The following is a 23,389-nucleotide window of genomic DNA, read 5'->3' on the forward strand; positions in this document are numbered from 1 at the left end:
CACCCACCAGGCCGACGCAACCGAAAGGACCTCTCATGACCGTGCAGAGCGTGGAGCTGGACGCCGGACTCCGTAGCAAGGTGATCGACATCGTCAACGAGGAGCTGGAGCTCGAGGAGGGTGAACTGACCGAGGACGGCCACTTCATCGAGGACTACGACAGCGACTCGCTCACCCTGATAACCGTGGTCTCCCGAATAGAGAAGGAGCTCGGCTACGTCCTTCCCAAGGAGGAGCTGGAGGCCCTGACCAACCTGCGGGCGCTCCTCGCGGCCGTCGAGGGATGCGCGGCGGCGCATGCCTGAGACCGCTGCACGCCGAGTCGTCATCACGGGGCTCGGGGCGGTCAGTCCGGTCGGCATCGGCGTGCGCAAGTTCGCCGATGCCGTCCGGACCGGCCGGGTCGGCATCGGGCCGGCCCGCAGCTTCGACGCCACGCCCTTCCCCAGCCGCAAGACCGCCGAGGTCGACGACTTCGACCCGGACGCCCTGCTGCACCACCTCGACCCCGCCCGGTGGGGCCGCAGCGCCCTCCTCGCGGCCGCCGCCTCCCGGCTGGCGGTCCAGGACGCGGATCTGGACCCGGATCTCCTCGCCACCGTCCGGGCCGGTTCCATCATGGGCACCACCAGCGGTGAGTCCGCGGTGGCGCAGAGCCTGGGCGGCCAGTGGATCACCCAGGGGCTGAAGGGCCTCGAACCGAGGCTGATCGGCCAGCTGCCGGCCGGCCAGATCGCCGCCGCCGTCAACGCCGAACTCGGCCTCGGCGGCGACGCCCAGACCATCCCGACCGCCTGCTCGGCCAGCAACTACGCGCTCGGATACGCCTTCGACATGGTGCGCTTCGGCGAGGCCGACCTGATGCTGGCCGGCGGCGCCGACTCGGTCAACCGGCTGACCCACGCCGGCTTCTACGCCCTGGGTGCCATGGCCGCGGAGCTGCCCCAGCCGTTCGACGCCGGCCGTTCCGGCATCATCACCGGCGAGGGCGGTGCCTCGCTGCTGCTGGAACCGCTCGACCACGCGCTGGCCCGCGGCGCCCGCATCTACGCCGAGGTCCTCGGTTACGCCGCCAACTGCGACGCCTCCCACATGGTGCACCCGGAGGCCACCAGCATCGCGGCCTGCATCGAGGCCGCGCACCGCAACGCCGGCGTCCGGCCGGAGCAGATCGACTACATCTGCGCCCACGGAACCGGCACCCCGACCAACGACGCCACCGAGGTGCGGGCCGTCCGCCAGGTCTTCGGCGACCGGCTGCCCCCGATCAGCTCGATCAAGTCGATGCTCGGCCACACCATGGGCGCGGCCAGCGGCTTCGGCGCCATCGCCTGCTGCACCGCGCTGGAGCAGGACTTCCTTCCGCCCACCGCCAACCTGGTCGAGACCGATCCGGAGCTGGGCCCGGGCGTGGACTGTGTTCCGGGACAGGGTCGAGCGGCCCGGCTGGAGATCGTTCAGAACCACGGCTTCGCCTTCGGCGGCAACAACGTCATCACCATCCTCGGGAGGTACACGTGACCACGGCCGCGCCCGTGCAGCCCCTGCCGCTGGTCGGCGTCGGAGTGGTGTCCAGCGCGGGCTACGGGCTCACCCCCCTGGCCGCCGCGCCGGCCCCGCGCAGCGCGCCCACCGGCGTCGGCGAGCCGGACGCGGCCTACCCGCCGCGGCCGGTCCGCCCCGTCGCCGGCTTCGCCGTCGCCGACCACCTCGGCCGCAGGGGCACCAAGAACCTGGACCGGCTCGCCGGCCTCAGCCTGGTCGCCTGCAAGCAGGCGCTGGAGGCGACCGGTGCCGTCGTCGGCGCCTCGGAGCCGGACCGGACCGGCGTGGTGCTGGCCACCAACACCGGCAGCATCGCGGGCTACTCCGACCTGCTGTACGACACGCTCACCCTGGAGAAGCCCTACCTCATCAACCCCGGCAAGTTCGCCGGCAGCGTGATGAACTGCAGCGCAGGCCAGATGGCCATCCGGCACGGGCTGAAGGGCCTCAACGCCACCGTGGCCGGCGGCCGCAGCGCCAGCCTCTACGCCTTCCGGCACGCCCGGCTGGCCATGACGGCGGGACGCGCCGAGACGCTCCTGGTCGGTGGCACCGAGGAGCTCAGCGCCCCGGCCGCCTGGGCCTGGCACCACGCCGGGACCCTGCGGGCCGGCGCTCCGGTCGGCGAGGGCAGTGCCGTCTTCGTCGTGGAGGCCGAGGAGTCCGCCGACCGACCGCCCCTCGCGGAGCTGCTGGCCTGCGAGGTCGGCTACCACGGCTGGGCCGGGACCAGGCGGCGTCCGCCCGGCCGGCGGGGTCTGGCGAACGCCCTGGCCACCACCATCACCCGCGCCCTCGAACGCAGCGGGGTCCGGCCCGAGGAGCCGGCCACGGTGTCCCTGGGCGCCACCGGCCACATCGGGCTCGACCGGCTGGAGGAGCGCGCGGTACGGCTGGCCCTGGGAGGCCGGACGCCGGAGCAGGTGCGCGTCAGCGAGGTGCTGGGCGAGACCTACAGCGCCAGCGGTGCCCTGCAGCTCGCCGCGCTCCTCGCCCACTGGCGCAGCACGCCCGCCGACGCCCCGCGTACCGGCCTGGTCACCTCGGTCGGCCACGACGGCAACGCCGGCGCGCTGGTCGTCCGCGAGCGGGGCTGAGCGCGGGGGGCCGAGAAGCCGGAGACCCGAGGCCGGGAAGCCGGAAGCCGCAGGGCCGAGAAGCAGCGGTGGGCCTCAGAAGCGCCCGCCACGACAGAACGGTTGAGCTGCATGATGAAGCAGGACAAGTGGGACGCCATCGTCGTCGGCAGCGGCATGGGCGGCCTGGTGTGCGCGGCGTACCTGGCCGTGAGCGGGCGCCGCGTCCTGGTACTGGAACAGCACGACGTGGCGGGCGGCAACAGCCACGTCTTCCGCCGCCGCCGGGCCTACGAGTTCGACGTGGGCGTCCACTACCTGGGCGACTGCGGACCCGGCGGGGTGCTGCCGACGATCTTCTCCGGGCTGGGGCTCGACGGACGGGTCGGCTACCGGGAGATGGACCCGGACGGTTTCGACCGGATCGTGGTCCCCGGTCTCACGGTGGACGTGCCGGTGGGATGGCCGGCGTACACCCGGCGCCTGCACGAGGCGTTCCCCGGGGAGAGCGAGGGCATCACCCTGTTCACCAAAATCTGCGCCGCCGTCGGCGCGGAGACCCGCTCGATGATGCTCACGGACGGCGAACCGTCGCTGGCCGACCTGCTCGCCCGGACGCCGGTCACCGCCGAGTGGGGCCGCCGCACCCTCACCGAGCTCTTCGACCACTGCGGCCTCAGCCCGCGGGCGCGGACGGTGCTGGCCGCGCAGTCCCCCAACTACGGGATGGGGCCGCGGCTGGCCACGGTCTCCACCCACGCCGCCGTCACCGACCACTACCTGCGGGGCGCCTACTACCCGGAGGGCGGCGGCCAGGTCCTCGCGGCCGCGCTGGTCGAGGCCCTGGAGGCGCACGGCGGGGAGCTGCGGACCAAGAGCCGGGTGGCCCGCATCCTGGTCGAGGACGGCACGGCCACCGGTGTCGGCATGACCAACGGCGACACCCACCACGCACCCCTGGTGGTCTCCAACGCGGACTACTCCCGGACCGTCCTCGACCTGGTCGGGGAGGAACACTTCGGCCGCCGGGTGGTGGCCAGGACCCGGCGGGCGGAGATGGCACTGCCGCTCGCCACGCTCTACGTCGCGCTCGACACGGAACTGCCCGCCCGGCCGAACGCCAACCTGTGGTGGTACCGGAACGACGACATCGAGGGCTACTACGAACAGCTGACCGAGGAGCGCATCAGCCCGCTCCCGTTCCTCTTCGTCTCCTTCGCCTCGCTGAAGGACCCGGACGCCCGCGCCGTCTGCCCGCCGGGGCACAGCAACTTCCAGGTGATGACGCTCTGCCCGCCCTCGTACGACTACTGGGGCGTGAGCCGGGGCCCGGCGGCCGGTGAGCGGTACCGGCGCAACGAGGGCTACGTGGCACGCAAGGCGGAACTCACCGAGACGATGCTGAGCGCGGCCGAGGAGGCGCTCGGCCCGTTCCGCGACCACATCGTGCACCTGGAGACCGCCACTCCCATCACCCACGAGCGCTACACCCTCGCCACCGGCGGTACGCCCTACGGCCTGGCGCACTGGGGCGGCGCGGGCTCGCGCCCCGACACCCGCACCACCATCGAGGGGCTCCATGTGGTGGGCACCAACACCCGGTACGGCACCGGCATCACCGGCTCCGCCGTCGGGGGCATGGCCTGTGCCGCGCAGATCCTCGGCCGCGGGCTCCTCGCGGAAGTCCACGGCGGAGCGCTCCTCGGCGACCCGGACCTGCTCCCGCGGCGCACCGAGGACTGGGACCCCCTCGCGGTCTCCCGCGGGGCCGGCCGGCGCAACGCCCGTGGTCTGGCGCGGATCGGATGAACCGGCGGGTTCACGGCGAGGAGGCACACCCGTGCGACGGGCCGATGCGTACGGCGCCCGCAGGGCGGCTCTTCGCGGCGCAACCGGAAATCGCCTGAACCGCATAACCGGAAAGGGCTCTCACGATTCCCTGCCCGCCACTGCCGAAAAGGCCCCGTGCGACCGGAATTCCGGTCGCACGGGGCCTTCCCGCGCTCTTTCCGTGTTACTTCGGCCGCCCCATGCCGAGTTGCCCCGCCCATCCCCCGTCCACGCGCAGCAGTTCGCCGGTGATGTACGACGCGTCGGCGCCGGCCAGGAAGGACACCGCGCCGGCCACCTGTTCGGGGGTCGCGAACTCGCGCAGCGGAAGCTGGCGTTTGAGGGCGCGGCCGCCGTCCTTCTCCAGCAGTCCGCCGATCAGTTCGGTGGCGGTGAACCCGGCGAGGACCGCGTTGACCCGCACCCCGAAGCGGGCCAGCTCGATGGCGGCGGCCCGGGTGAACGCGTTGACCGCTCCCTTGGAGGCGCTGTAGTTGGACTGCCCGACCCAGCCGCCCTCGCCCATCACGGACGAGATGTTGACGACGGCGCCGTCGCGCTGGGACATGAAGTGCCCGGCCACGGCGCGGGTGCAGTGGTACACACCGCCGACGTTCACCTGGAGGACCTCCCACCAGTCCGCGGGCGCCTGGTCGAAGAGGAAGCCGTCCTTGGCCACGCCGGCGTTGTTGACCAGGATGTGCAGCCCGCCGAGACCGGCGATCGACTCCCTCACCAGTTCCTCGGCCGCTCCGGGGTCCGACACGTCGGCCCGCAGCGCGATCGCCTTCCCTCCGGCGTCGGTGATCTCCTGGACCGTGCGCTCGGCCTCGTCCTGCCGCGAGCGGTAGTTGACGGCGACGGCGGCACCCTCGGACGCGAGACGGACCGCGATGGCCCGCCCGATGCCGCGGGAACCACCGGTGACCAGCGCGGCCCGCCCTTCGAGGCTCATCAATCATCTCCCCTTTCCGGGAATTCGCAGAATATCCCCGACTTTCCGCGGGGACTGAATGCGGAAATACCCGGACCACGGTAGCGACGACCACGGCCGGCCACACTGCCCGACCACTGCCACTTCCGCGACGCTCGTGTGCCCTTGGAGGTATTCCCTCCATATTTCCTTTGTCCCGGTGAGCCCGGAAGTGGACTGCCACGGGTCCCACCAATTGGCATGGCAGCGCGACTCGCCCCGTTGGGAGACTCCTTTTCAATACGACACCGAAGGGCGGGACATCGATGAAGGAAAATCCTCCTTCCGTCATCATCGGATACGGGCACGCGGGCCAGGATCTGCACCACCGCGCGCTGCTGGACGTCAGCGGGGGCCACCCCGAGGTGATCGCCGTCGACCCGCGCCCCGCCGAGGTGCCGCACGGGCAGTGGGTGCCGGACATACCCGCCGCCCTGTCGGTGCTGCGGGCCGGCGGGCACCGGCCCGCCGACGCCGTCTTCCACGTGGCGGTGCCGCCGGCGGCCCACCGCGACTGCCTGGAGCGGCTGCTGTCCGCCGGGGCCCGGTACTTCATCATGGAGAAGCCGATCGCCGACACCGTGAGCGAGGCCGTCCATCTGGTGGAGCTCGCGGAGGTCACGGGCGCCGTGGTGCTGCCGATGAGTGTCTGGCCCGCCAGCAGGGTCACCGAGGCCGCCGAGGGACTGGTGGCCTCGGGAGCGATCGGCGAGCCGGTCGCGTACCACATGGAGCAGAGCAAGCCGCGTTTTCGCCGGTCCCTGCAGACCCGGACTCACGCCAGCGCCTTCGAGGTGGAGCTGCCGCACCAGCTGCTGCTCGCCCTGCACCTCGCGGGGCCGGTCGCGGAGGTCACCGCGTCGCGCGGCTGGGACCTGCCGCTGCCGGTCGGCCATCTCACCCGACTGGGCGGAGCCGAGGTCCGGTTGCGCCACCTCTCGGGTGCGCGGACCACCCTCTACACGGATCTGTCCTCGCCGGTACGCCGCCGCCGCCTGCACATCCACGGCACCGAGGGCACCCTGGTGGCTGACTACCCGGTCTCCGGCGACGACGACTTCGGACAGGTCCGCATCGCCGGGCGCCCGGTCCGCATGGTGGTCCAGGACGCCCCGCTGACCCGCTTCGTCGACCAGGCCTACGCCCACTTCCGTGGCGAGGGTCCCGCCCCGCGCAGCGACCTCGCGCTGCACCTGGAGTCCATGGAGCTCCTCGACGTCGCGCGCACCGCCGCTTTCCGCCGGGCCGGGGGCGCGCCCGCGCCGGCCCGGCTCACCGGAGCACCGGCCGGAGCCGTGGTCGGAGCCCCGCCCCTGCCCCGTACCGGAGAAGGCAGGGCGGCATGAGCACCGTCCTGATCATCGAGCCGCACTCCTCCGGCCTGGAGCTGGTCACCCGGGCCCACGAACTCGGCCACACCGTCCTGGTCATGACCGCGACCGCCGACCACGACGGCTCGCTCGCCAAGGCCGACCGCGTCATCACCTGCGACACCGCGGACCAGGCCGACGTGCTCCGGCGGGTCCGCGCCCTGCACGCCGAGACCCCGCTGCGGGCGGTCCTGCCGGGTTTCGAGCACTTCGTCCCGCTCGCCGCCCACGCCGCCGCCGCGCTCGGTCTGCCCGGCATCGACCCGGCCGGTGTCACACCGCTGCGCCACAAGCACCGGATGCGCCGGGCGGTCGAGGCCGCCGGTCTCGACCAGCCCCGCTACCGGACCGTCTCCTGCGAACGCTCCGCGGCCGCCGCCTGCACGGAGCTCGGGCCGGTCTGCGTGGTCAAGCCGGTCGACCAGTCGGGGAGCCTCGCCGTTCGCCGCGTGGCCTCACCGCGCGAGGCACGGCTCGCCTTCCGCGCGGCTCTGCGCTCCGGTGACCGGTTCGGCGTCCCGGGCGCCGGCCTGGTGCTGGTCGAGGAGTACGTCGAGGGCGCGGAGTACAGCGTCGAGGGGTATGTCGAGGACGGCCGGGTGCACGTGCTCGGCGTCACCGAGAAACTCCTGGGCGCCGAACCGCACTTCGTCGAGGTCGGGCACATCGTGCCGGCCCTGCTGGAGCCCGGCACGGCCGCGGAGATCGAGCGGTACGTCACCGGCGTCCTGCACGCCGTGGCCCTGCGCACCGGCCCCTTCCACGCCGAGCTCCGGATGTCGGAACGCGGCCCGCTGCTGATGGAGGTGGCCGCCCGGCTGCCCGGCGACCGCATTCCCGACCTGCTGCGGATGGCCTGCGGCCACGACCTGTACGAGATCATGCTGCGCTGTTATCTGGGGCTTCCCGGTCCGGCGCCCGTCGCGCCGCGGACCGGCGCCCGGGCCGGCATCCGGTACTTCCTGCGGCCCGGCCTCAGGCGCTACCACGAGTTCCGGGTCGACCCGGTGCTCCAGTCCGACCCGCGGGTGCGGGAGATCGGCGTGCTCCTGCCGCCGGACAGCGCGCTGCCCGACCCCGGCAGCTCGGCGGGCCGGCTCGGCTACGTACTCGCCGAGGGCGCCACCTACCAGGAGACGGCGGATGTGCTGCGGCGCGCCGAGAGCGCCGTCACCTTCCGCTGACGTCCGGCCCCCGGCGCCGGCGCCCCGTGCCCGGCCGTCCAGGGCCGGCTCGCGGTCCCCACCACCAACCGGAGAACACGATGAACCGCCACGTACTGATCATCAACCGCTGGACCAACGGCTTCGCCGCGTACCACCGCTACGTCGACCACGCCCGCGACCGCGTCGCCTACCTCACCACTGCCGACGGCCGGGCGCCGCTCGACGAGGAGCTGGCCGAGGAGATCCGGGTGCTGCCCGACCTCCTCGACACCCGCGCGGCCCTGGTCCAGGTGGCGGAACTCGTCGCACGGCACGGCCCGTTCACCCACGTCCTCGCGCTCTCCGAGTTCGACCTGGAGCTGGCGGGCGAGATCCGGCGACGCCACGGCATACCGGGGCGCGGCCCCGCGGAGGTCGCCGCCGTCCGCGACAAGGTGGTGATGAAGGCCCGGGTCGCCGCGGCCGGTCTGCGGGTGCCCGTCCACCGGGCCACCCCGACCGCCGCCGCCGTCCGGGACTTCGCCGAGCGGCACGGCTACCCGTTCGTGCTCAAGCCCCGCGCCGGCGCCGACAGCCAGGGAGTGCACGTGGTCTCCGGTGCCGACCGGCTCCGGGGTCTGCTGGACGGCGCCGACCTGGCCGACGCACAGTGCGAGGAGTTCATCGACGGCGTGCTCTACCAGGTCGACGGGGTGGTCCGTGGCGGCCGCCTGCTCACCTCCCGGTCCTGGCGCTGCGGCGCCAGCTGCCTGGACTTCGCCACCGGCACCGCCTTCAGCTCGATCGCCAACGACGACCGGGACTTCGAGAAGCGGGTGACCGTGTTCGCCGAACGGGTCTGCGCCGCCCTCGACCTCACCGACGACGTGTTCCACCTGGAGGTGTTCCGCACCCCCGGCGACGACCTGGTGTTCCTGGAGATCGGGGCGCGGGCCGGCGGCGGCCAGGTCCGCTTCGTCTGGGACGAGGTCTACGGGGTCGACCTGGTGGCGCTCTCCGCCCAGGTCCAGCTCGGCGAGGAGGTGCGGGTCGCGCCGATGGACCTGGACGGGCCGGTCGCCGGCTATCTGATGATGCCCGAGCCGCCGGTGCGGCCGGCCGTCGTGGACGCGGTGACCACGCTCGTGGACGACGTCCCCGGGATGTACGCCGAGACGCTGCCCGCGCCCGGCACGGTGCTCAGCGGCCACGGGGGCGCCGTGCACACCGCCGGCACCTTCCGTTACGCGGCGGCGGACGCGGACGCCGTCGCCTCGGCGATCGAGCAGACGCTCGCGGCGTACCGGCTCGACTGGCATCCGCTCGGCGCCCAGCCGGGCGAGGAGGGAGCGCGGCGGAAGGCGGAGCCGACCGGGAGCACGCCGGCCGCCGTACTGGAGACGGCCGTTCCGGCGAGCGCCGTACCGGAGACCGCCGTACCGGGAAGTGCCGTACCGGAGGCCGCCGTACCGGAGGCCGCCGTACCGGAGGCCGCCGGGCTGCCCGCGAGGGAGGCCCCGGATGGCCGCCACTGAGCTCCTCGACTCCCCCGCCGACGCCTCCGGACCGGCTGCCGGACTCTGGCACCACCGCGACTTCCGCAGGCTCTGGGCCGGCCAGACGGTCGCGCTCCTCGGCTCCCGGATCACCGAACTCGCCCTCCCGGTCACCGCCATCGTGCTCCTCGACGCGGGCCCCGCCCAGCTGGGACTGCTGAACAGCGCCCAGTACCTGCCCGTGCTCTGCGTCACCCTGTTCGCGGGAGTGCTCGCCGACCGGGTGCGCCGCCGCCCCCTGCTCATCACGGCCAACCTGGGCCGGGCCGCCGTCCTCACCGCGGTACCGCTGCTCGCCTGGCTGGGCGGACTCGACATCTGGGCGCTGTGCGCCGTGGCCTTCGCCACCGGCGTGCTCACCGCCCTGTTCGACGTGGCCTACCAGGCGTATCTGCCGTCCCTGGTGACCCGGGAGCAACTGGTCGAGGGCAACAGCAAGCTCCAGGGCAGCCGTTCGGTCGCGGAGACCGCCGGACAGGGACTGGGCGGCACACTGATCCAGCTGCTCACCGCGCCCGTGGCGATCCTGCTCGACTGCCTCGGCTACCTCGTCGCGGCCGCCGCCCTGCTGCGGATCCGGACCCCCGAGACCCGCCCGGTCCGCCCGCCCGGCGACCGGCCCTCCGTCCGCAAGGACATCGCGGCGGGGCTGCGGATGACGCTGCGCAGCAGACTGCTCCGCGTCATCGCGCTGCACGCGTGCTGGTACAACCTGTTCTGGGACATCGTCCTGGTCGTCTTCCCGCTCTACGGCCTGCGCGTGCTGCACCTCGGCCCGGCCGGGCTCGGGCTGGTCATCGCGGTCGGCAGCATCGGCGCGCTCGCCGGCTCGCTCTGCGCCGGCCCGCTCGGCAGGCGGGTGGGGACGGGGCGTGCCATGGTCCTCGGCATGGCGGTGGCCTCCACCGCGACGCTGCTGCTGCCCCTGGCGCCCGGCACCGGCGGCGGCCTCGACCACGTCCTCCTGTGCGGCGGTTACGTCCTCAACGGCTTCGGCATCGCCGTCTTCAACATCCACTCGATCACCCTGCGCCAGGCCACCGTGCCCCCGGAGCTGATCGGCCGGGTCAGCGCCACCTTCCGGTTCCTGACCTGGGCGGTGATCCCGCTCGGCGGACTGCTCGGCGGACTGCTCGCGGCCGCCGTCGGCCCGCGCGCGGCGCTGGCGGTGACCGCCGCCGGCCTGACCGCCGGTGCGCTGGCCTTCCTCTGCTCCCGCACGGCGAACCGGTCGTGATACGAGAAGCGGTACGCGAGAAGGTACGAGAGGCCGCAGGCCACAGGGCCGAAGGCGCTTCCCCGACCCAAGGAGACAATCGTGTACGTCAAGGTGTGCGGTCTGAGCCGTCCCGAGGATGTGGCGGCCGCCGTCGACGCCGGTGCCGACGCGGTGGGGTTCGTCCTGACCCCCAGCCCCCGGCAGGTCACCCCGGGGGCGGTGAAGGCCCTGGCCGCCGCGGTGCCGGACGGCATCGCCACGGTCGCCGTGTTCCGCGGGGAGCCGCTCGCGGAGATCCGGCGGGCAGCCGCCGAGGCGGGCGTGACCACCGTGCAGCTGCACGGCGGGGAGACGCCCGAGGCGTTCGCCGCGCTGCGCGCCGACGGGTTCCGGCTGATCCGGGCCACCTCCCCGCGGTCCGGTACGCCGCTGCGGACGGGGGCGTACGGCGAGGACCTGCTCATCGTGGACTCCCCCCGGCCCGGCTCCGGCGAGCGCTGGAACCCGGCCGTCCTCGGCACCGGCCTCGGCGGGACATGGCTGCTGGCGGGCGGGCTGGACCCGGACAACGTCACCGAGGCCGTCGCGTCGCTCGACCCGCGCCCCTGGGGTGTGGACGTCTCCAGCGGCGTCGAACGCTCGCGCGGGGTCAAGGACCCCGTGCTGATCAAGCGGTTCGTGGCCGCCGCGAAGGCGGGAGCGTGACGGCGAGAGGGGTCACGGCCGCGTGACCACGGCATCCGCCCCCGTGATGCCACCAAGAGCGAACGCGGTGTGTCTTAAGGCTGATTGAGGGCACGGCGGCGCGGCCCGCAGTATCGGATGGCCGCTTCCCGGACGCGTACGGGCGCACCCAGGCCCGCCCTGGTGCACGGCACCTCGTCCACCGCACCCGCCGAACCACCTGGGGGAACCATGTGGCTGCCCACGTCCGGGAAGCACCAAGACTTCATCGACCGCTATCTGGCACTGCACGACCGCTACACCGCGGGTGAGCTCGACGAGGACGCCTGGCGCGCGTGGGCCGAGGAGCGGCTGCGCACGGTCGTCGCCCTCGCCCAGAAGGGCTCCCCCTTCTACGGCCGGCGGCTGGCCGGCGTGGACGCCGACGGGCTCACCCTGGAGAACCTGACGCGGCTCCCCTTCACCACGAAGGAGGACCTGCGTACGGCCATGCACGACATCCTCAGCCGGGACCTCGACGAGGCCTGCTTCTACTACGAGACGACCGGCACCACCGGTCCGGCCACCCCCTGCCCCCGTGGCCCGCGCGAGGTGATCGCCTCCAACGCCCATGTGACGGAGAGCTGGCGGAACATCTTCGCCGACGTCTTCGGCGGCCGGTCCCCGCGGGTCGGCGTGATGGGTCCCACCGAGGTGCACTCGCTCGGCGACACCCTGGGCGACGTGGCCCGCAACGTGGGCTCGGCCGTCGCCAAGATCTGGCCGTACTCCCCGGTCATCGGCTTCCCCAAGGCGCTCCAGCTGATGCGGGACCTCGCCCTGGACGTGGTCTTCTGCACCCCGAACGTGGCGCTGTCCCTGGCCAAGGCCGCGCACGCCGAGGGTCTCGACCCGCGTCGGGACTTCGCCGTCAAGGTCTTCCTGGTCACCGGTGAGATGTGCACCCCCGACCTGGCCCGGCAGATCGACCAGGCCTGGGACGCCCGCACCTACAACGCCCTCTACGGCGCCCAGGAGACGCTGGTCGTCGCCTCCGCCTGCGCCCACGGCCGGCTCCACCTGGCCCGGCCCAACTACATCGCCGAGCTGGTCGATCCGGACACCGGCGCCTCCCTCGGCTCCGAGGGCAGCGGCGAACTGGTCGTCACCATGCTGGTCGACGGCGTCAAGCCGCTGATCCGCTACCGCACCGGCGACCTGGTCGAACTCTCCGCGAACGACTGCGGCTGCGGCATCCGGGGCCCCGTCGTCCGGGTCGTCGGCCGCACCCGCGACCGGATCGTCCTCGGCGGCCGGAGCTTCCAGGCCTGGCAGGTCGAGCAGGCCGTACTGCGGGGCATCGACCACTCCTTCGGCTACCAGGTGGTCATCGACCGGGACTCGGCCGGCGAGGACCTTCTCGTCGTCCGCCTCGACCTGCCCGGCGGACCCGCCCGCGAGTCGGGCGGCGGTCACGCGGAGCGCGTCGCGGCCACCCTCGGGGTGCGCTGCCGGGTGGAGTTCCTGGACGAGCTGGACCCGGTGACCACCACCGGCGCGTTCGTCAGCTGGAAGGCCGCGCGGATCCAGGACCGGCGCACCGGCGTCGACCACGAGACGGCCGCCGCCCGCAGGCTCGCCGGGTCCAGGGCGCGCGGCGCATGACCGGATACGCGCTGCGTCCCCGGGCCACCGACGGCACCGTCGACGGCCCCGCCGACCAGACACCGTTTCCCATCCTCTGGGAGCCCGCCCGCATCCCGCACTCGCCGCTGCTGCGCCCCGGCGACCTGAGCATCGGCACCCTCGGCCCGGACGGCACCACCTCCATGGTCGCCCTCGGCCGGCTCGCGCACCGGCTCGCCCACCTCGGCGGCCCGGTCGTGCACCCCGTGCCGTACGACTCCTTCGAGGAACTGCTGGCCGCCGTCGGCACCCCCTCGGGCCCCCCGTACGCCCTGGTCCCCGGGGCCGCCGAGTGCGCCACCCGGTTCTTCTGGTCACCGCGGCTGCGGCTGGACGCCACGTTCTCCTCGCCCACCCCCGACTACGGGATCGCCGCCCGCGGGCCGCGGCTGCGCGAGGGCGTCCTGCGGCTGGCCACCCTGCGCGAGACCCGGCGGCTGGTGGAGCTGCTCGACGGCCTCGAGGGCGGCCGCGGCGACTACGACATCGCCTGGGTGCCCGCCGAGTCCACCATGCACGCCGCCCGGCTGGCCGCCGAGGGCCAGGCGGACGCGGCCATCACCAACGAACCCGGCCGGGTCGCCAACCGGCTGGTCTTCCAGGTCTCGCGGCCGGGCGTCCCCATGGTGTGGATGGTCTTCGGGCCCGCCGTCGTGAACCAGCCCACTCCCGCCTCCGTCGAAGGAGCCGAACCTCATGAGCGCTGACCGCCTGCTGCTGCACGACGTCACCGTCCAGGAGGGCAGGGGCCGCGCCTCGCTGCCCGCCCGCTCCGTGCTGCTCGCCGGGGACCGCGTCGAGGCCGTCGTGCCGGCCGCCGAGGCGCCCGCCGAGGGTGACTTCCGCCGCTGGAATCTGGCCGGGGCGACCGTCATGCCGGGCATGACCCTGGGCCACACCCACATCGCGTACGTCAACGTCACCAACGGCCGCGAGACCCTCTTCAAGTACCGGGTCCCCGAGGTCGCCCTGCACGCCGCACGGCACGCGGCGGACCTGCTCGCCCGCGGCTACACCGCGTTCGTCGGGGCCGGGTCGGTGGCCGGGATCGACATGGCGCTGAAGAACACCATCGAGGCCGGTGTCATCCCCGGCCCGCGCGTCACGCCGTGCAGCCGGGACCTGATGGTGTCGGGCCCGCCCGACCGGCGCAGCCCCGAGCTGAAGAAGCGGATGCCGCGCGAGCTGATGCCGGTGGTGGACGTCCTCGGTGACCTGGTGAAGTACACCGAGGAGGAGATCGACGAGGGCGCCGAGATCATCAAGGTCTTCTCCTCCGGCGACGACACCTTCCCCAACGCCCGCTCCGAGGAACTGCTCTTCAGCCGTGAAGAACTGAGCCAGGTGGTGCGGACCGCCCACGGACGCGGAGCCCGGGTACGGGCCCATTCCCGGGGCCTCGACGGCATCCGCAACGCGCTCGCCGCCGGCGTCGACGTCATCGACCACGCCACCTACGCCGACGACGAGGCGCTGGAGACGATCGCCGAGCGGGGTGTGTTCGTGGTGCCGAGCCTCTTCCAGCCCGACCGGCTGCTCGCCCTCGGCGAGAAGTTCGGCAAGGCCCCGGACTACCTGGAGTCGCTCGACTTCCGCAAGGAGATCGAGAACACCCTGCGCTTCCTGCCGATGGCGGAGAAGCTCGGCCTGAAGATCGTGCCGGGCGACGACTTCGGCTTCGCGTGGACCCCACACGGCACCTACGCCGACGAGCTGGTGATGTACGTCGAGCGGGCCGGGATCGCGCCGGAGACCGTCCTGAAGTGGGCCTGCGCCCATGGGGCGGAGCTGGCCGGACGCGGCCGGGACGCCGGGGAGGTGGCGCCGGGCCGCCTCGCCGACCTGGTGGTGTGGGACCGCGACCCGGCGGCGGACCTCAGGGTGCTCCAGGACCGTGGCGCGCTGCGGTCGGTGCTGATCGGCGGCCGCCACGTGGCGGGCCCGCTGGCGCCGCCCGCCGGCTGAACCGGGCCGTCCCCGCCGGGCCGCTCACCCCACCGGGGCGAGCGGCCCGGTCCGTTCGTTGCGCGGCAGCGACAGCAGCCGCGCGGTGTCCTCGCGCCCGCCGTGCGGCAGCAGCATGATCCGCAGCATGTCGACCATGCGGTCGATCAGCGCCCGGGCGGCCGCGAGCCCCTCGTGGTCCTCCTCCGGCGCGAACTGGTCGTGGACGAAGGCGGGGAAGCCGCTGCCCGCCAGGATCATCCGGTTGAGCAGGACGTTGTCGATGAGCTGCCCGAAGACCCGGTCGTGGCTGTAGCGGCGTCCGGTGACGACGACGCCGGCCACCTTGTTGGCCAGCGGACGGTCGAACCGCAGCCGTCCGACCCCGGCGCGCTCGATGAAGTTCTGCATCACGCCCGCCAGACCGAACCCGTGCACCGGCGCCGCGTACAGCACGCCGTCGGCCCGCACCAGGCGGTCCACGAGGGCGGGGACGTCGTCGTCCACCGCGCACGGCAACGGCCGGACGTTGCAGTCGCCGCACGCCCCGCAGGGGGTGATGTCGTACTCGGCGAGCGGGATCGTGTCGATGTGGACGCCGTGTTCGGCGGCGGCCGCGGACAGGACGCGCAGCACCCGCGCGGTGAGTCCGTCGGGCCGCTCGGAGCCGTTCAGCGCGGCTATCGTCGCCCAGGGGCGGTGAGTGACCATCGCGATATCCCTTCCAGGAAGTTGTCGATGAACGCCAGTCCGTCGTGCGTGGTGATGCTCTCCGGGTGGAACTGCACTCCCTGGACGGGCAGCCGGCGGTGGCGCAGCCCCATCACGCAGCCGTCCTCGCGGGCCCGTGCCGTCACCGCGAGTTCGGCGGGCAGCGGCTCCGCGACGGCCAGCGAGTGGTAGCGGGTGACCTCCGTGCCGGGCGCCAGCCCCGCGAAGACGCCGGAGCCGTCGTGGTCGAGACGGCTGGTCTTGCCGTGCAGCGGGCGCGCCGCCCGCTCGACCCGTCCGCCGTACGCCAGCCCGATCGCCTGGTGTCCCAGGCAGATCCCGAGCAGCGGGTACCGGCCGGCGAAGTGGCGTACGAGCTCCGGGTGGCCGGAGTCGGCCGGGTGGCCGGGGCCGGGGCCGAGCACCACCGCGTCCGGGCGGCGGGCGGCGAGCTCGGCCGGGGAGTGGGCGTGCGCGGTGACGACGTCCGTGTGGGCGCCGCGTTCGCGCAGACAGTGGTCGACGATGTGGGTGAAGCTGTCGCGCGCGTCGACCAGGAGGATCCTCATGCCGTCGGCTCCTCGCCGGTCAGCGCGGTGTACACCGCGCCCATCTTGATCAGCGTCTCGCGCCATTCGCCGTCGGCCGTGGAGTCGGCGACGACGCCGGCCGACGCCTGCAGCGTGTACGTCCGGGTGGCCGGGTTGTGCACGGCGGTGCGGATGCACAGGGCGAACGTCGCGGCCTGTCCGCGGACGTCGATCAGCCCCAGGGCGCCCGCGTAGGCGCCGCGCGGCCGGTCCTCGATCTCCAGGATCAGCTCCATCGCCCGGATCTTGGGCGCCCCGGTCATGGTGCCGGCGGGGAAGGTGGCGCGCAGCGCGGACCACACGTCGGCGCCCTCGGCCAGCTCGCCGCGGACCGTGGAGACCAGGTGGTGCACGTGTGCGAAGCGCTCGACGGCCATCATGCGCTCGACCGTGAGGGTGCCGGGCACCGAGACCCGCGCGACGTCGTTGCGGCAGAGGTCGACCAGCATGATGTGCTCGGCGCGCTCCTTGGCGTCGGCGCGCAGCGCGGCCGCCCGGCGGGCGTCCTCGGCCGGTTCGGCGGCCCGCGCCGCGGTGCCGGCGATGGGCCGCATGGTCAGGCTCCGGCCCTCGATCCGCAGCAGCAGCTCGGGGCTGGCCCCGATCAGGCTGCGGCCGGCCCACGGCACCAGGTACATGTAGGGCGAGGGGTTGCTGTGCCGCAGCCGGCGGTAGGCGTCGAGGGCCGGCAGCGGTGTGGTGACGTGGATCTGGTGGCCGATCTGGATCTGGTAGACGTCGCCCGCGCGGATGTGCTCCAGGCAGTCCTCGACCCGGTCGGTGAACTCCTGGCGTCCCACGGTGCCGCGCACCGCGTCCGGCCGGGGAGCGGGCGGTACCGGGGCCGGCTCGTGGGGCAGGACGCGCACCAGTGCGGTGAGGTCCGGGCCGAGCGCGCCCGGGCCGCCGAACTCAGCGGCGTCGGCGTACAGGTGGCAGGTCTCGCCGGTGTCCGGGTCGTACTGGACGACATGGCGGAAGACGGTGAGGGTGATCTCCGGGTCCCGTCCGGGGGCGTGCGGCGGGAGCCGTTCCAGATGCCAGGCGGCCTCGTAGCCGAAGACGCCGAGGAAGCCGAAGGCGTACGAGCCCGGCGGTACGTCGGTCTCCACGGCGAACGCCTCGCCCAGCGCCCGCAGCAGCGCCTGTACGCCGTCGCCCGCCGCCCGGTCGGTGACCGCGCGCAGTCTGCGCGCCAGCTCCGGCACCCCGTCCACGAGGGCCTGCCCGTCGTGCACGGTGATCCGGGCCAGTACCTCGGCGCCGACCGCGGCGAAGCGGCAGTCCTCGGCGGGGCCTGCCAGGCTCTCGAACAGGAACACCTGGTCCTCGCCGAGCAGCCGGCGCAGCTCGGTGCCGAGGGTGAGCGGGGCGTGCGGTGGCAGCGCTGCGCGTGCCACGGTCACCCGCAGGGGCGCGGTGTCCGCCCGGGGCGGTGCCGCGACGGGCGCGACGGCGGTCATGGTCATCGTGGGTGGGTCCTCTTCGCTCCGTGAGTCGATCAGCGGCGTGATGCCAGCCAACCAACGGCACGTCCCCCCACAGCAGTCCACTGTCCCGGCGCACCGGCGTACCACTTCCCGCGCGCCGGGGTGCCGGTCCCGGGTCTCAGCCCGTGGCGGACAGCAGTCCGGCCGCCTCCAGCAGCGCGTCCCGGCACCCGTCCTCGCTGACGCCCGGGACCGCGCACGCGAGCAGCAGCACCCGCCGGGTCCGCGCGGTGACGGCCTGCCGCACCCCGTCCCGGTGCGCGAAGAGCGACAGCACCCGCTCGTCGTCGGCGAGCACCGGCCGGCCCGCCTCCAGGACCACCGGCTGGTCCGCGCCGATCGCGTGGAACTCCTCGGTGCCGTCGGCGAGCCGCAGCCGCACCCTGCCCGCCAGCTGGTCCCGGTCGAAGAGGCCGAGCGCGACGCGGGTGTGTACGGCCGCCGCGTTGACCGCGTCGACGGCCGGGTTGATCCGCGGCCAGGCGCCGAGTGGTTTGCCCCGCAGCCCCCGGTCGATCAGGGCCTGCACGGACGGCGGCTGCTTGTCGGGGTGGCTGCCGAGCCGCCGGCTCAGCTCCCGGTAGGCGGTGACCCGCGGGTCCGCCCGCACCTCGGCTCTGCTCGCGCCGTTCCACCGGGCGTGCGCCTCGGCCCACACCGCGTCGGCCGGTGCGACGCCGCCCTCGGGGAGCTCCGCCTCCAGGGTCAGCACCTGGACCCCGGGCATCAGCTCCCGGGCCCCGGGCGCCACATCGATCATGCGGAACTCCGCGGTGCGGTAGAGCGGTCGGGCCGGGTTCATCGGGTGCCTCCGGAGAAGGTGAGGGTGTCGGTGGGGCGCAGGTTCAGGTCCTCGGCGGTGAGGACGCGGTCGGTGTCTATGAGGATGTTGTAGTGGTTCGGCGCGTGGCACTCGTCGAATCCGGCCACCCGTCCGATCGGCCCGTCCGGGCCCGTCACCACGTCCCCGCGCTCGATCACCAGGCCCGTGGGGAACTCGGCGAAGCCGATGAACCCCACCCGGTCCACCCGGTCCCCGGTGGCGGTGGGCCGGTCGGTGGTGGTGACCAGCTCGTGCACGTCGCCGGCCCGTACACACCTCGACCGCCACTGCGAGAGCCGCATCCCGCGGTCCGCACGCCGGTGGAACAGCAGTTTCACGAGGTGGGCCGAGACCGGGTCCTTGACCGGCATCCGCATCCGCTCCTCGCGGGACCGGCCGATCCCGTACGCCCCCTCGACCAGATCCACGATGTGCGGCCCCCGGTCGGGCTCGCTCCGGCCCTCCCGTACGGCCCGGTGGAAGTCCGCCATGATCCCCGCGTACTCGTGGTCCAGGGAGGACTTGAACTCCGTGAAGCCGCCGAGCATGTCGGCGTACAACTGCCGGCCGTCCTTCAGATGCACGGTGATGTCCTTGCGCTCGCCCGTCTCCAGCGCCCAGTCCAGGTCCACCTGGACCGGGATGCCGTCCTCGGTGGCCAGCCGGAGGCCGGCGCAGAACTCGACCCCGGAGCGGACGTCGCCGAGGACGGCGTCGGTGAGCGTGAGCGGGCCCAGCACGGTCTCCAGCGCGTCCAGCGCGTTGGGCCCGTTGTCAATCACGCATCCGCCGCCGCAGCGGTCGATGTCCAGGTACCAGCCCTCGGCTCCGGAGTGCTCCTCGATCCGCTCCTGGTAGCGGCTGGTGACGTGCGAGATCAGCTTGCGGTCCGGCAGCGTGGCGGCGAGCTGCCGCACATGGGTGTTGTAGCGGCGGTGGAAGGCGGTGAAGAGGGTGGTGCCGTACGAGTCGGCGAGGCGCGTCAGCCGGTGCGCGTCGGCGGCGACGACCGTCAGCGGCTTCTCGCAGCAGACGTGGACGCCGGCCCGTAGCGCGTCGCCCACGACCGGGGCGTGCGCGTGGTTGGGGAGAGTGATCACCACGCCGTCCACCAGGCCCGAGGCGAGCAGCTCGCGGTGGTCGGTGAAGACGGCGGTCCGCGGTTCGAATCCCGTGAGTTTGCCCGGGTCGAGGTCGCAGACCGCGGTCAGGCTCAGGTCCGGTGCCTCGTCGATGGCCCGCAGGAAGAAGGGGGCGATGACGCCCAGTCCGATCACTCCGATACGCATGGCCGCGGGGTCCTTTCCGGTCGTCGGGTCGGGTGCTGTGGTCGTCGTCGGCGGTGTCATGCCGCCCGGCCCTCGGGCGTGCGTCCCACGGACGCGGGTGCGGTCGGGACGGTCACCAGCGGGCCCCGGGGGGCGAGCGGGCCGGGCGCCGGTACGCCGAGCCGGCCGGCCAGCGCCGCCAGGCCCTCGGCGACCGGGCCCGGCAGCTCGACACCGCCGCGCCGCGACTCCTCGTACCGCCTGGCCTCGGGGGCTCCCGGGTAGGTGACGGTGTCGGCGTAGGCGGCGGCCGGGGAGCCCGCCACGGTGTCCAGCAGGGTGCGGCTCTCGGCGGCGATGGACGTCGCCGAGCCGAACGCCGACGGGTCGATCACGATCGCGGTGTGCCCCACGTTGTCGTCGCCCGCGGGCTCGCCCTTCAGCACGCCGGGCCGGGGGCCGTAGGCGGCGCCGGTGAGCGGGCCGCACAGGAGGTCGACCAGGAGGGCGAGGCCGAAGCCCTTGGCGCCGCCGGTCGCCGCCGGGCCGCCCAGCCAGGCGACGTCCGCCTCCTCGGCCATGAAGTCGGCCGGATCGGAGGTGGGGGTGCCGTCGTGCCGGATCAGCCACTCGCTGGGCACCGGCCGGCCCTCCTTGTGGGCGGCCTTGATCTTGCCGGTGGCGACCACCGTGGTGCTCATGTCGAGGACGAACGGCGCGCCCTCGGTCACCGGGACGGCCGCGCTCAGCGGGTTGGTGCCGAGCATCCGCACGGTGCCGCCCAGCGGCGGTGCGACGCCCTGGGCGCCGCAGTTGGTCATCGCCAGGCCGATCAGACCGGCGTTCGCCGCCTTGTGCGTGTAGAAGCCGGCGCTGCCGAAGTGGGTGCTGTTGCGGACGGCGACCATGCCGATGCCGGTCTGGCGTGCCTTGTCCATGGCGAGGTCCATGGCGAGGTCCATGGTGACCAGCCCGAGCCCTCGGTCGCCGTCCAGCAGGGCGGCACCGGCGGTCTCCTGGACGACGCGGGGGGCGGCGTCGGCGGCGATCCTGCCGTCGAGCAGGCGGGGGGCGTAGATGTTCACCAGCCCGTTGGTGCCGTGGGTGGTGAAGCCGTGCGCGTCGGCGTAGGTGATCACGTCGGCGGCGGTGCGGGCGGACGCGGTGTCCAGGCCGCACTCCCCAAGGACGCGCTGGACGAAGGAGGTGAGCTCGGCGAGGGGAACACGAACGGTCATGACGGGGGCCTTCTCTCCGGGAGGGGTGGCGGGGGTGTGGGAGGGGGTCAGGCGGTACGGGCGGCGAAGCTGTGCACCAGTTCCTTGACGCGCAGTGCGTAGGCGTCCAGGTCGTCCAGGTCCACGAACTCGGCAGGGGTGTGCGCCCCGTTGGCGTCCAGCCGGCCCGGGCCGCAGACCGCGACGTAGCGGCCGGGGCCCGGGGCCCAGATGGCGTCGCAGGTGAAGGCGGAGCCGTCGGCGAGACCGTCGTGCCGGGTGAAGCCGGCCTGCGTCAGCATCCCTTCGGCTTCCGGGTCGCGGTTGCGCAGGGTGGGCAGGCCCTGCTTCAGCCAGTCCAGGCGGACGATCCGCTGCCAGTCCTTCACGGTGCGCCGGGCGAACGGATCGTGCGCGTGGGCCTGGGCGAACTCGGCGCGCGCCTCCTCCAGCAGCACCCCCAGCGCGGCGGCCAGCAGTTCGGCCTGCTCGGTGTCCGGGTAGGCGATGTTGAGGAGCAGCCGGCCACCGCCGTAGACCCGGTTGTGCGCGGTGCCGGTGTGCAGTCCCGCGACGCAGAGTTTGGCGCCCATGCCGTGGGCCAGCGGGCCGAGCCGGCGGGCCAGGAAGTCGGCGAGAAACCCGAGCACCACGGTGGCGTTGTGGCCGTCTCCCGGGTGGTCGTCGGTGGAGTCCTCGCCGAGCACCGTGATCCGCGGGGTCATCGCGGCCGTGCAGGCGTCCATGAACGTGTTGCCGGTGGGCTCGGCGAAGACCATCAGCCGCCCGGTGTACCCGGCGTCGACGAGGGCGCGGGTGCCGTACGTGCCCATCGCGCCGCCCTCCTCGCCGGGCACGGAGGCGATCTGCACCTCGATCCGGCCGTCGAGCCCCGGGTCCTCGGCGAAGGCGGCGGCGACACCGACCGCGGCGGCGATCCCCGGGCCCTTGTCGTCGACCGCGCCCCGGCCGTGCAGGACGCGTCCCTCCAGGCGCGGTGGCACGTGCGGACCGACCGTGTCCACATGGAAGTTGACGACCATGCGCCGCTCCTGCGGCTGCGGGGACCCCCAGGCGGCCACCACCGAGGGCTGGCCGGACAGGAAGGCGGGCAGGTCACGTTCGGCGGCCTCGCGCACCGGCGCCGGCACCTCGGGGCGCCGCAGCAGCTGGGGGGCGGGGGTCTGGTGCAGCACGGTGCGGAAGCCGCGCTCGGCGGCACCGGCCAGGAAGACCCGCTGGGCGCGGGCCGCCCCGTCCAGCGGGCCGCCCTCCAGCGGCGAGACGGAGTCGACGGCCATCAGCTCGGTCAGCCACTCCACGTCGGCCGCGGTGAGACAACCGTCGATGCCGGTGCGGGTGGTCCCGGTCCACTCAGCCATGGTGGCTCTCCTCCCAGTACAGGTGGTTCACCGCGGACTCGATGCCCAGCAGGGCGCACAGGCGCCGGGTGTACTCCCGGAAACCGTCGGCGAGGGCGGCCGGGTCGCCGGCCACGCCCAGGTGCGGGATGTGGTTCAGATGCGGTTCGAGGCTGTAGTGGCCGCGGTAGCCGTACTCCTCCAGCAGCCGTACGCAGTCGGCGACCCGGGCCGTGCCCGCGCCCGGCATGGTGAACTCGGCCTTGCCGTCGGGGCGTACCACCCCGTCCTTCAGGTGCACGTGCTCCACCCACGGCAGCACCCGGCCCAGGAAGTCCAACGCCTCGTAGCCGTAGGCCAGTCCGTTCCCGGTGTCGAAGAGGAGCCGCAGCCGGGGGCTGGCGACCTCCTCGAGCATGCGCAGGGTGTGCTCGGCGCTCCGGCCGCCCCAGCCCTGGCAGTTCTCGTGCAGCAGGGTCACGTCCAGGCGCTCGGCCTCCCGTGCCAGCACCCGCATCCGGCGCAGCGACTCGGCGCGCCACTCGTGCTCCGGGCGGCCGTCGTTCGGGTACGACATGACGCGCAGCCGGTCGCAGCCGACCAGTGCGGCCACTTTGGCCGAGCGCTCCAGCACCGCCAGTTCGGCGTCCAGGTCGGTGGCGACCGTGGTGGACCAGGAGCCGACCGGGGTGTCCACGACCGGCACCCGCAGATCCGCGACGATGGTGCGCCGGGCCAGGTCGGCGGCCTCGCCCGGGGGCAGTTCGTGCAGTTGGCGACCGTCGACGGTGCGCAGCTCGAGCGCTTTGATGCCCAGCTCGTGGTGGATCACCAGCTGGCCGGTGAGGTCCGGGGCGGCCTCGTCGCCGATGCCGCAGAGCCGGTCCGCGGTGATGTTCGGGGCGCCGGGGACCGCCCGCAC

Annotated in this window: 21 protein-coding genes; 12 read left to right on the top strand and 9 right to left on the bottom strand. The window is 73.7% G+C overall.

What is annotated here, in order from left to right; translation table 11 throughout:
- The first annotated feature begins 35 nt into the window (after nt 1–35).
- From QC283_RS04360 to QC283_RS04375, 4 genes are all read left to right on the top strand, one after another.
- The gene (locus tag QC283_RS04360; RefSeq protein WP_279559988.1) at nt 36–305 is read left to right on the top strand and encodes an acyl carrier protein; all 270 of its coding nucleotides are present in this window, start codon (nt 36–38) and stop codon (nt 303–305) included.
- Nucleotides 298–1,521 (top strand): beta-ketoacyl-[acyl-carrier-protein] synthase family protein, encoded by a 1,224-nt coding sequence (locus QC283_RS04365; RefSeq protein ID WP_279559989.1) that lies wholly within the window; start codon nt 298–300, stop codon nt 1,519–1,521. Before QC283_RS04360 ends, QC283_RS04365 begins: the two co-directional genes overlap by 8 nt.
- Nucleotides 1,518–2,642, top strand: a complete 1,125-nt coding sequence (locus QC283_RS04370) for a beta-ketoacyl synthase N-terminal-like domain-containing protein (protein WP_279559990.1) — start codon at nt 1,518–1,520, stop codon at nt 2,640–2,642. Before QC283_RS04365 ends, QC283_RS04370 begins: the two co-directional genes overlap by 4 nt.
- A gap of 111 nt (nt 2,643–2,753) precedes the next feature.
- Nucleotides 2,754–4,430, top strand: a complete 1,677-nt coding sequence (locus tag QC283_RS04375; protein WP_279559991.1) for a phytoene desaturase family protein — start codon at nt 2,754–2,756, stop codon at nt 4,428–4,430.
- 205 nt (nt 4,431–4,635) lie between these two features.
- Here QC283_RS04375 and QC283_RS04380 read toward each other — a convergent pair whose 3' ends face one another.
- Entirely contained in the window at nt 4,636–5,406 is a 771-nt protein-coding gene (locus QC283_RS04380; RefSeq protein ID WP_279559992.1) for an SDR family NAD(P)-dependent oxidoreductase, read from the bottom strand.
- Between the two features lie 284 nt (nt 5,407–5,690).
- Here QC283_RS04380 and QC283_RS04385 point away from each other — a divergent pair, with 284 nt between their 5' ends.
- The 8 genes from QC283_RS04385 (at nt 5,691) to QC283_RS04420 (ending at nt 15,028) form a co-directional block, all read left to right on the top strand.
- Nucleotides 5,691–6,770 (top strand): Gfo/Idh/MocA family oxidoreductase, encoded by a 1,080-nt coding sequence (locus tag QC283_RS04385; RefSeq protein WP_279559993.1) that lies wholly within the window; start codon nt 5,691–5,693, stop codon nt 6,768–6,770.
- Nucleotides 6,767–7,978 carry an ATP-grasp domain-containing protein gene (locus QC283_RS04390; protein WP_279559994.1) on the top strand — a complete coding sequence of 404 codons (1,212 nt, stop codon included), beginning with the start codon at nt 6,767–6,769 and terminating at the stop codon, nt 7,976–7,978. Before QC283_RS04385 ends, QC283_RS04390 begins: the two co-directional genes overlap by 4 nt.
- Nucleotides 7,979–8,058: 80 nt before the next feature.
- Nucleotides 8,059–9,474, top strand: coding sequence for an ATP-grasp domain-containing protein (locus tag QC283_RS04395; protein WP_279559995.1), 1,416 nt, complete (start codon nt 8,059–8,061; stop codon nt 9,472–9,474).
- Complete coding sequence (locus tag QC283_RS04400; protein ID WP_279559996.1) at nt 9,461–10,732, top strand: MFS transporter; 1,272 nt, start codon at nt 9,461–9,463, stop codon at nt 10,730–10,732. The genes QC283_RS04395 and QC283_RS04400 overlap by 14 nt, the downstream gene beginning before the upstream one ends.
- An 81-nt stretch (nt 10,733–10,813) precedes the next feature.
- Nucleotides 10,814–11,419, top strand: coding sequence for a phosphoribosylanthranilate isomerase (locus tag QC283_RS04405; protein WP_279559997.1), 606 nt, complete (start codon nt 10,814–10,816; stop codon nt 11,417–11,419).
- Nucleotides 11,420–11,629: 210 nt separating this feature from the next.
- Nucleotides 11,630–13,042: a phenylacetate--CoA ligase family protein gene (locus QC283_RS04410; RefSeq protein ID WP_279559998.1), complete on the top strand. Its 1,413-nt coding sequence runs from the start codon at nt 11,630–11,632 to the stop codon at nt 13,040–13,042.
- A complete protein-coding gene (locus QC283_RS04415) occupies nt 13,039–13,770 on the top strand; it encodes a hypothetical protein (protein ID WP_279559999.1) in 732 nt (243 codons plus the stop codon). The genes QC283_RS04410 and QC283_RS04415 overlap by 4 nt, the downstream gene beginning before the upstream one ends.
- On the top strand, nt 13,760–15,028 hold the full coding sequence (locus QC283_RS04420) for an amidohydrolase family protein (RefSeq protein WP_279560000.1): 1,269 nt from the start codon (nt 13,760–13,762) through the stop codon (nt 15,026–15,028). The genes QC283_RS04415 and QC283_RS04420 overlap by 11 nt, the downstream gene beginning before the upstream one ends.
- A 24-nt stretch (nt 15,029–15,052) precedes the next feature.
- Here QC283_RS04420 and QC283_RS04425 read toward each other — a convergent pair whose 3' ends face one another.
- The 8 genes from QC283_RS04425 to QC283_RS04460 form a co-directional block, all read right to left on the bottom strand.
- Nucleotides 15,053–15,718: a flavodoxin family protein gene (locus QC283_RS04425; protein WP_279560001.1), complete on the bottom strand. Its 666-nt coding sequence runs from the start codon at nt 15,716–15,718 to the stop codon at nt 15,053–15,055.
- Complete coding sequence (locus QC283_RS04430; RefSeq protein ID WP_279560002.1) at nt 15,688–16,287, bottom strand: anthranilate synthase component II; 600 nt, start codon at nt 16,285–16,287, stop codon at nt 15,688–15,690. Before QC283_RS04430 ends, QC283_RS04425 begins: the two co-directional genes overlap by 31 nt.
- On the bottom strand, nt 16,284–17,777 hold the full coding sequence (locus tag QC283_RS04435; protein WP_279560003.1) for an anthranilate synthase component I family protein: 1,494 nt from the start codon (nt 17,775–17,777) through the stop codon (nt 16,284–16,286). The genes QC283_RS04430 and QC283_RS04435 overlap by 4 nt, the downstream gene beginning before the upstream one ends.
- 139 nt (nt 17,778–17,916) lie before the next feature.
- Nucleotides 17,917–18,600: a phenylalanine--tRNA ligase beta subunit-related protein gene (locus QC283_RS04440; protein WP_279560004.1), complete on the bottom strand. Its 684-nt coding sequence runs from the start codon at nt 18,598–18,600 to the stop codon at nt 17,917–17,919.
- Nucleotides 18,597–19,910 (bottom strand): Gfo/Idh/MocA family protein, encoded by a 1,314-nt coding sequence (locus tag QC283_RS04445; protein WP_279560005.1) that lies wholly within the window; start codon nt 19,908–19,910, stop codon nt 18,597–18,599. The genes QC283_RS04440 and QC283_RS04445 overlap by 4 nt, the downstream gene beginning before the upstream one ends.
- Before the next feature lie 56 nt (nt 19,911–19,966).
- A complete protein-coding gene (locus QC283_RS04450) occupies nt 19,967–21,127 on the bottom strand; it encodes an Ldh family oxidoreductase (protein ID WP_279560006.1) in 1,161 nt (386 codons plus the stop codon).
- A 47-nt stretch (nt 21,128–21,174) separates the two neighbouring features.
- The gene (locus tag QC283_RS04455; RefSeq protein ID WP_279560007.1) at nt 21,175–22,488 is read right to left on the bottom strand and encodes a M20/M25/M40 family metallo-hydrolase; all 1,314 of its coding nucleotides are present in this window, start codon (nt 22,486–22,488) and stop codon (nt 21,175–21,177) included.
- Complete coding sequence (locus QC283_RS04460; RefSeq protein WP_279560008.1) at nt 22,481–23,389, bottom strand: sugar phosphate isomerase/epimerase family protein; 909 nt, start codon at nt 23,387–23,389, stop codon at nt 22,481–22,483. The genes QC283_RS04455 and QC283_RS04460 overlap by 8 nt, the downstream gene beginning before the upstream one ends.

It is taken from the genome of Streptomyces sp. DH41, from assembly GCF_029813785.1.
Lineage (GTDB): Bacteria > Actinomycetota > Actinomycetes > Streptomycetales > Streptomycetaceae > Streptomyces.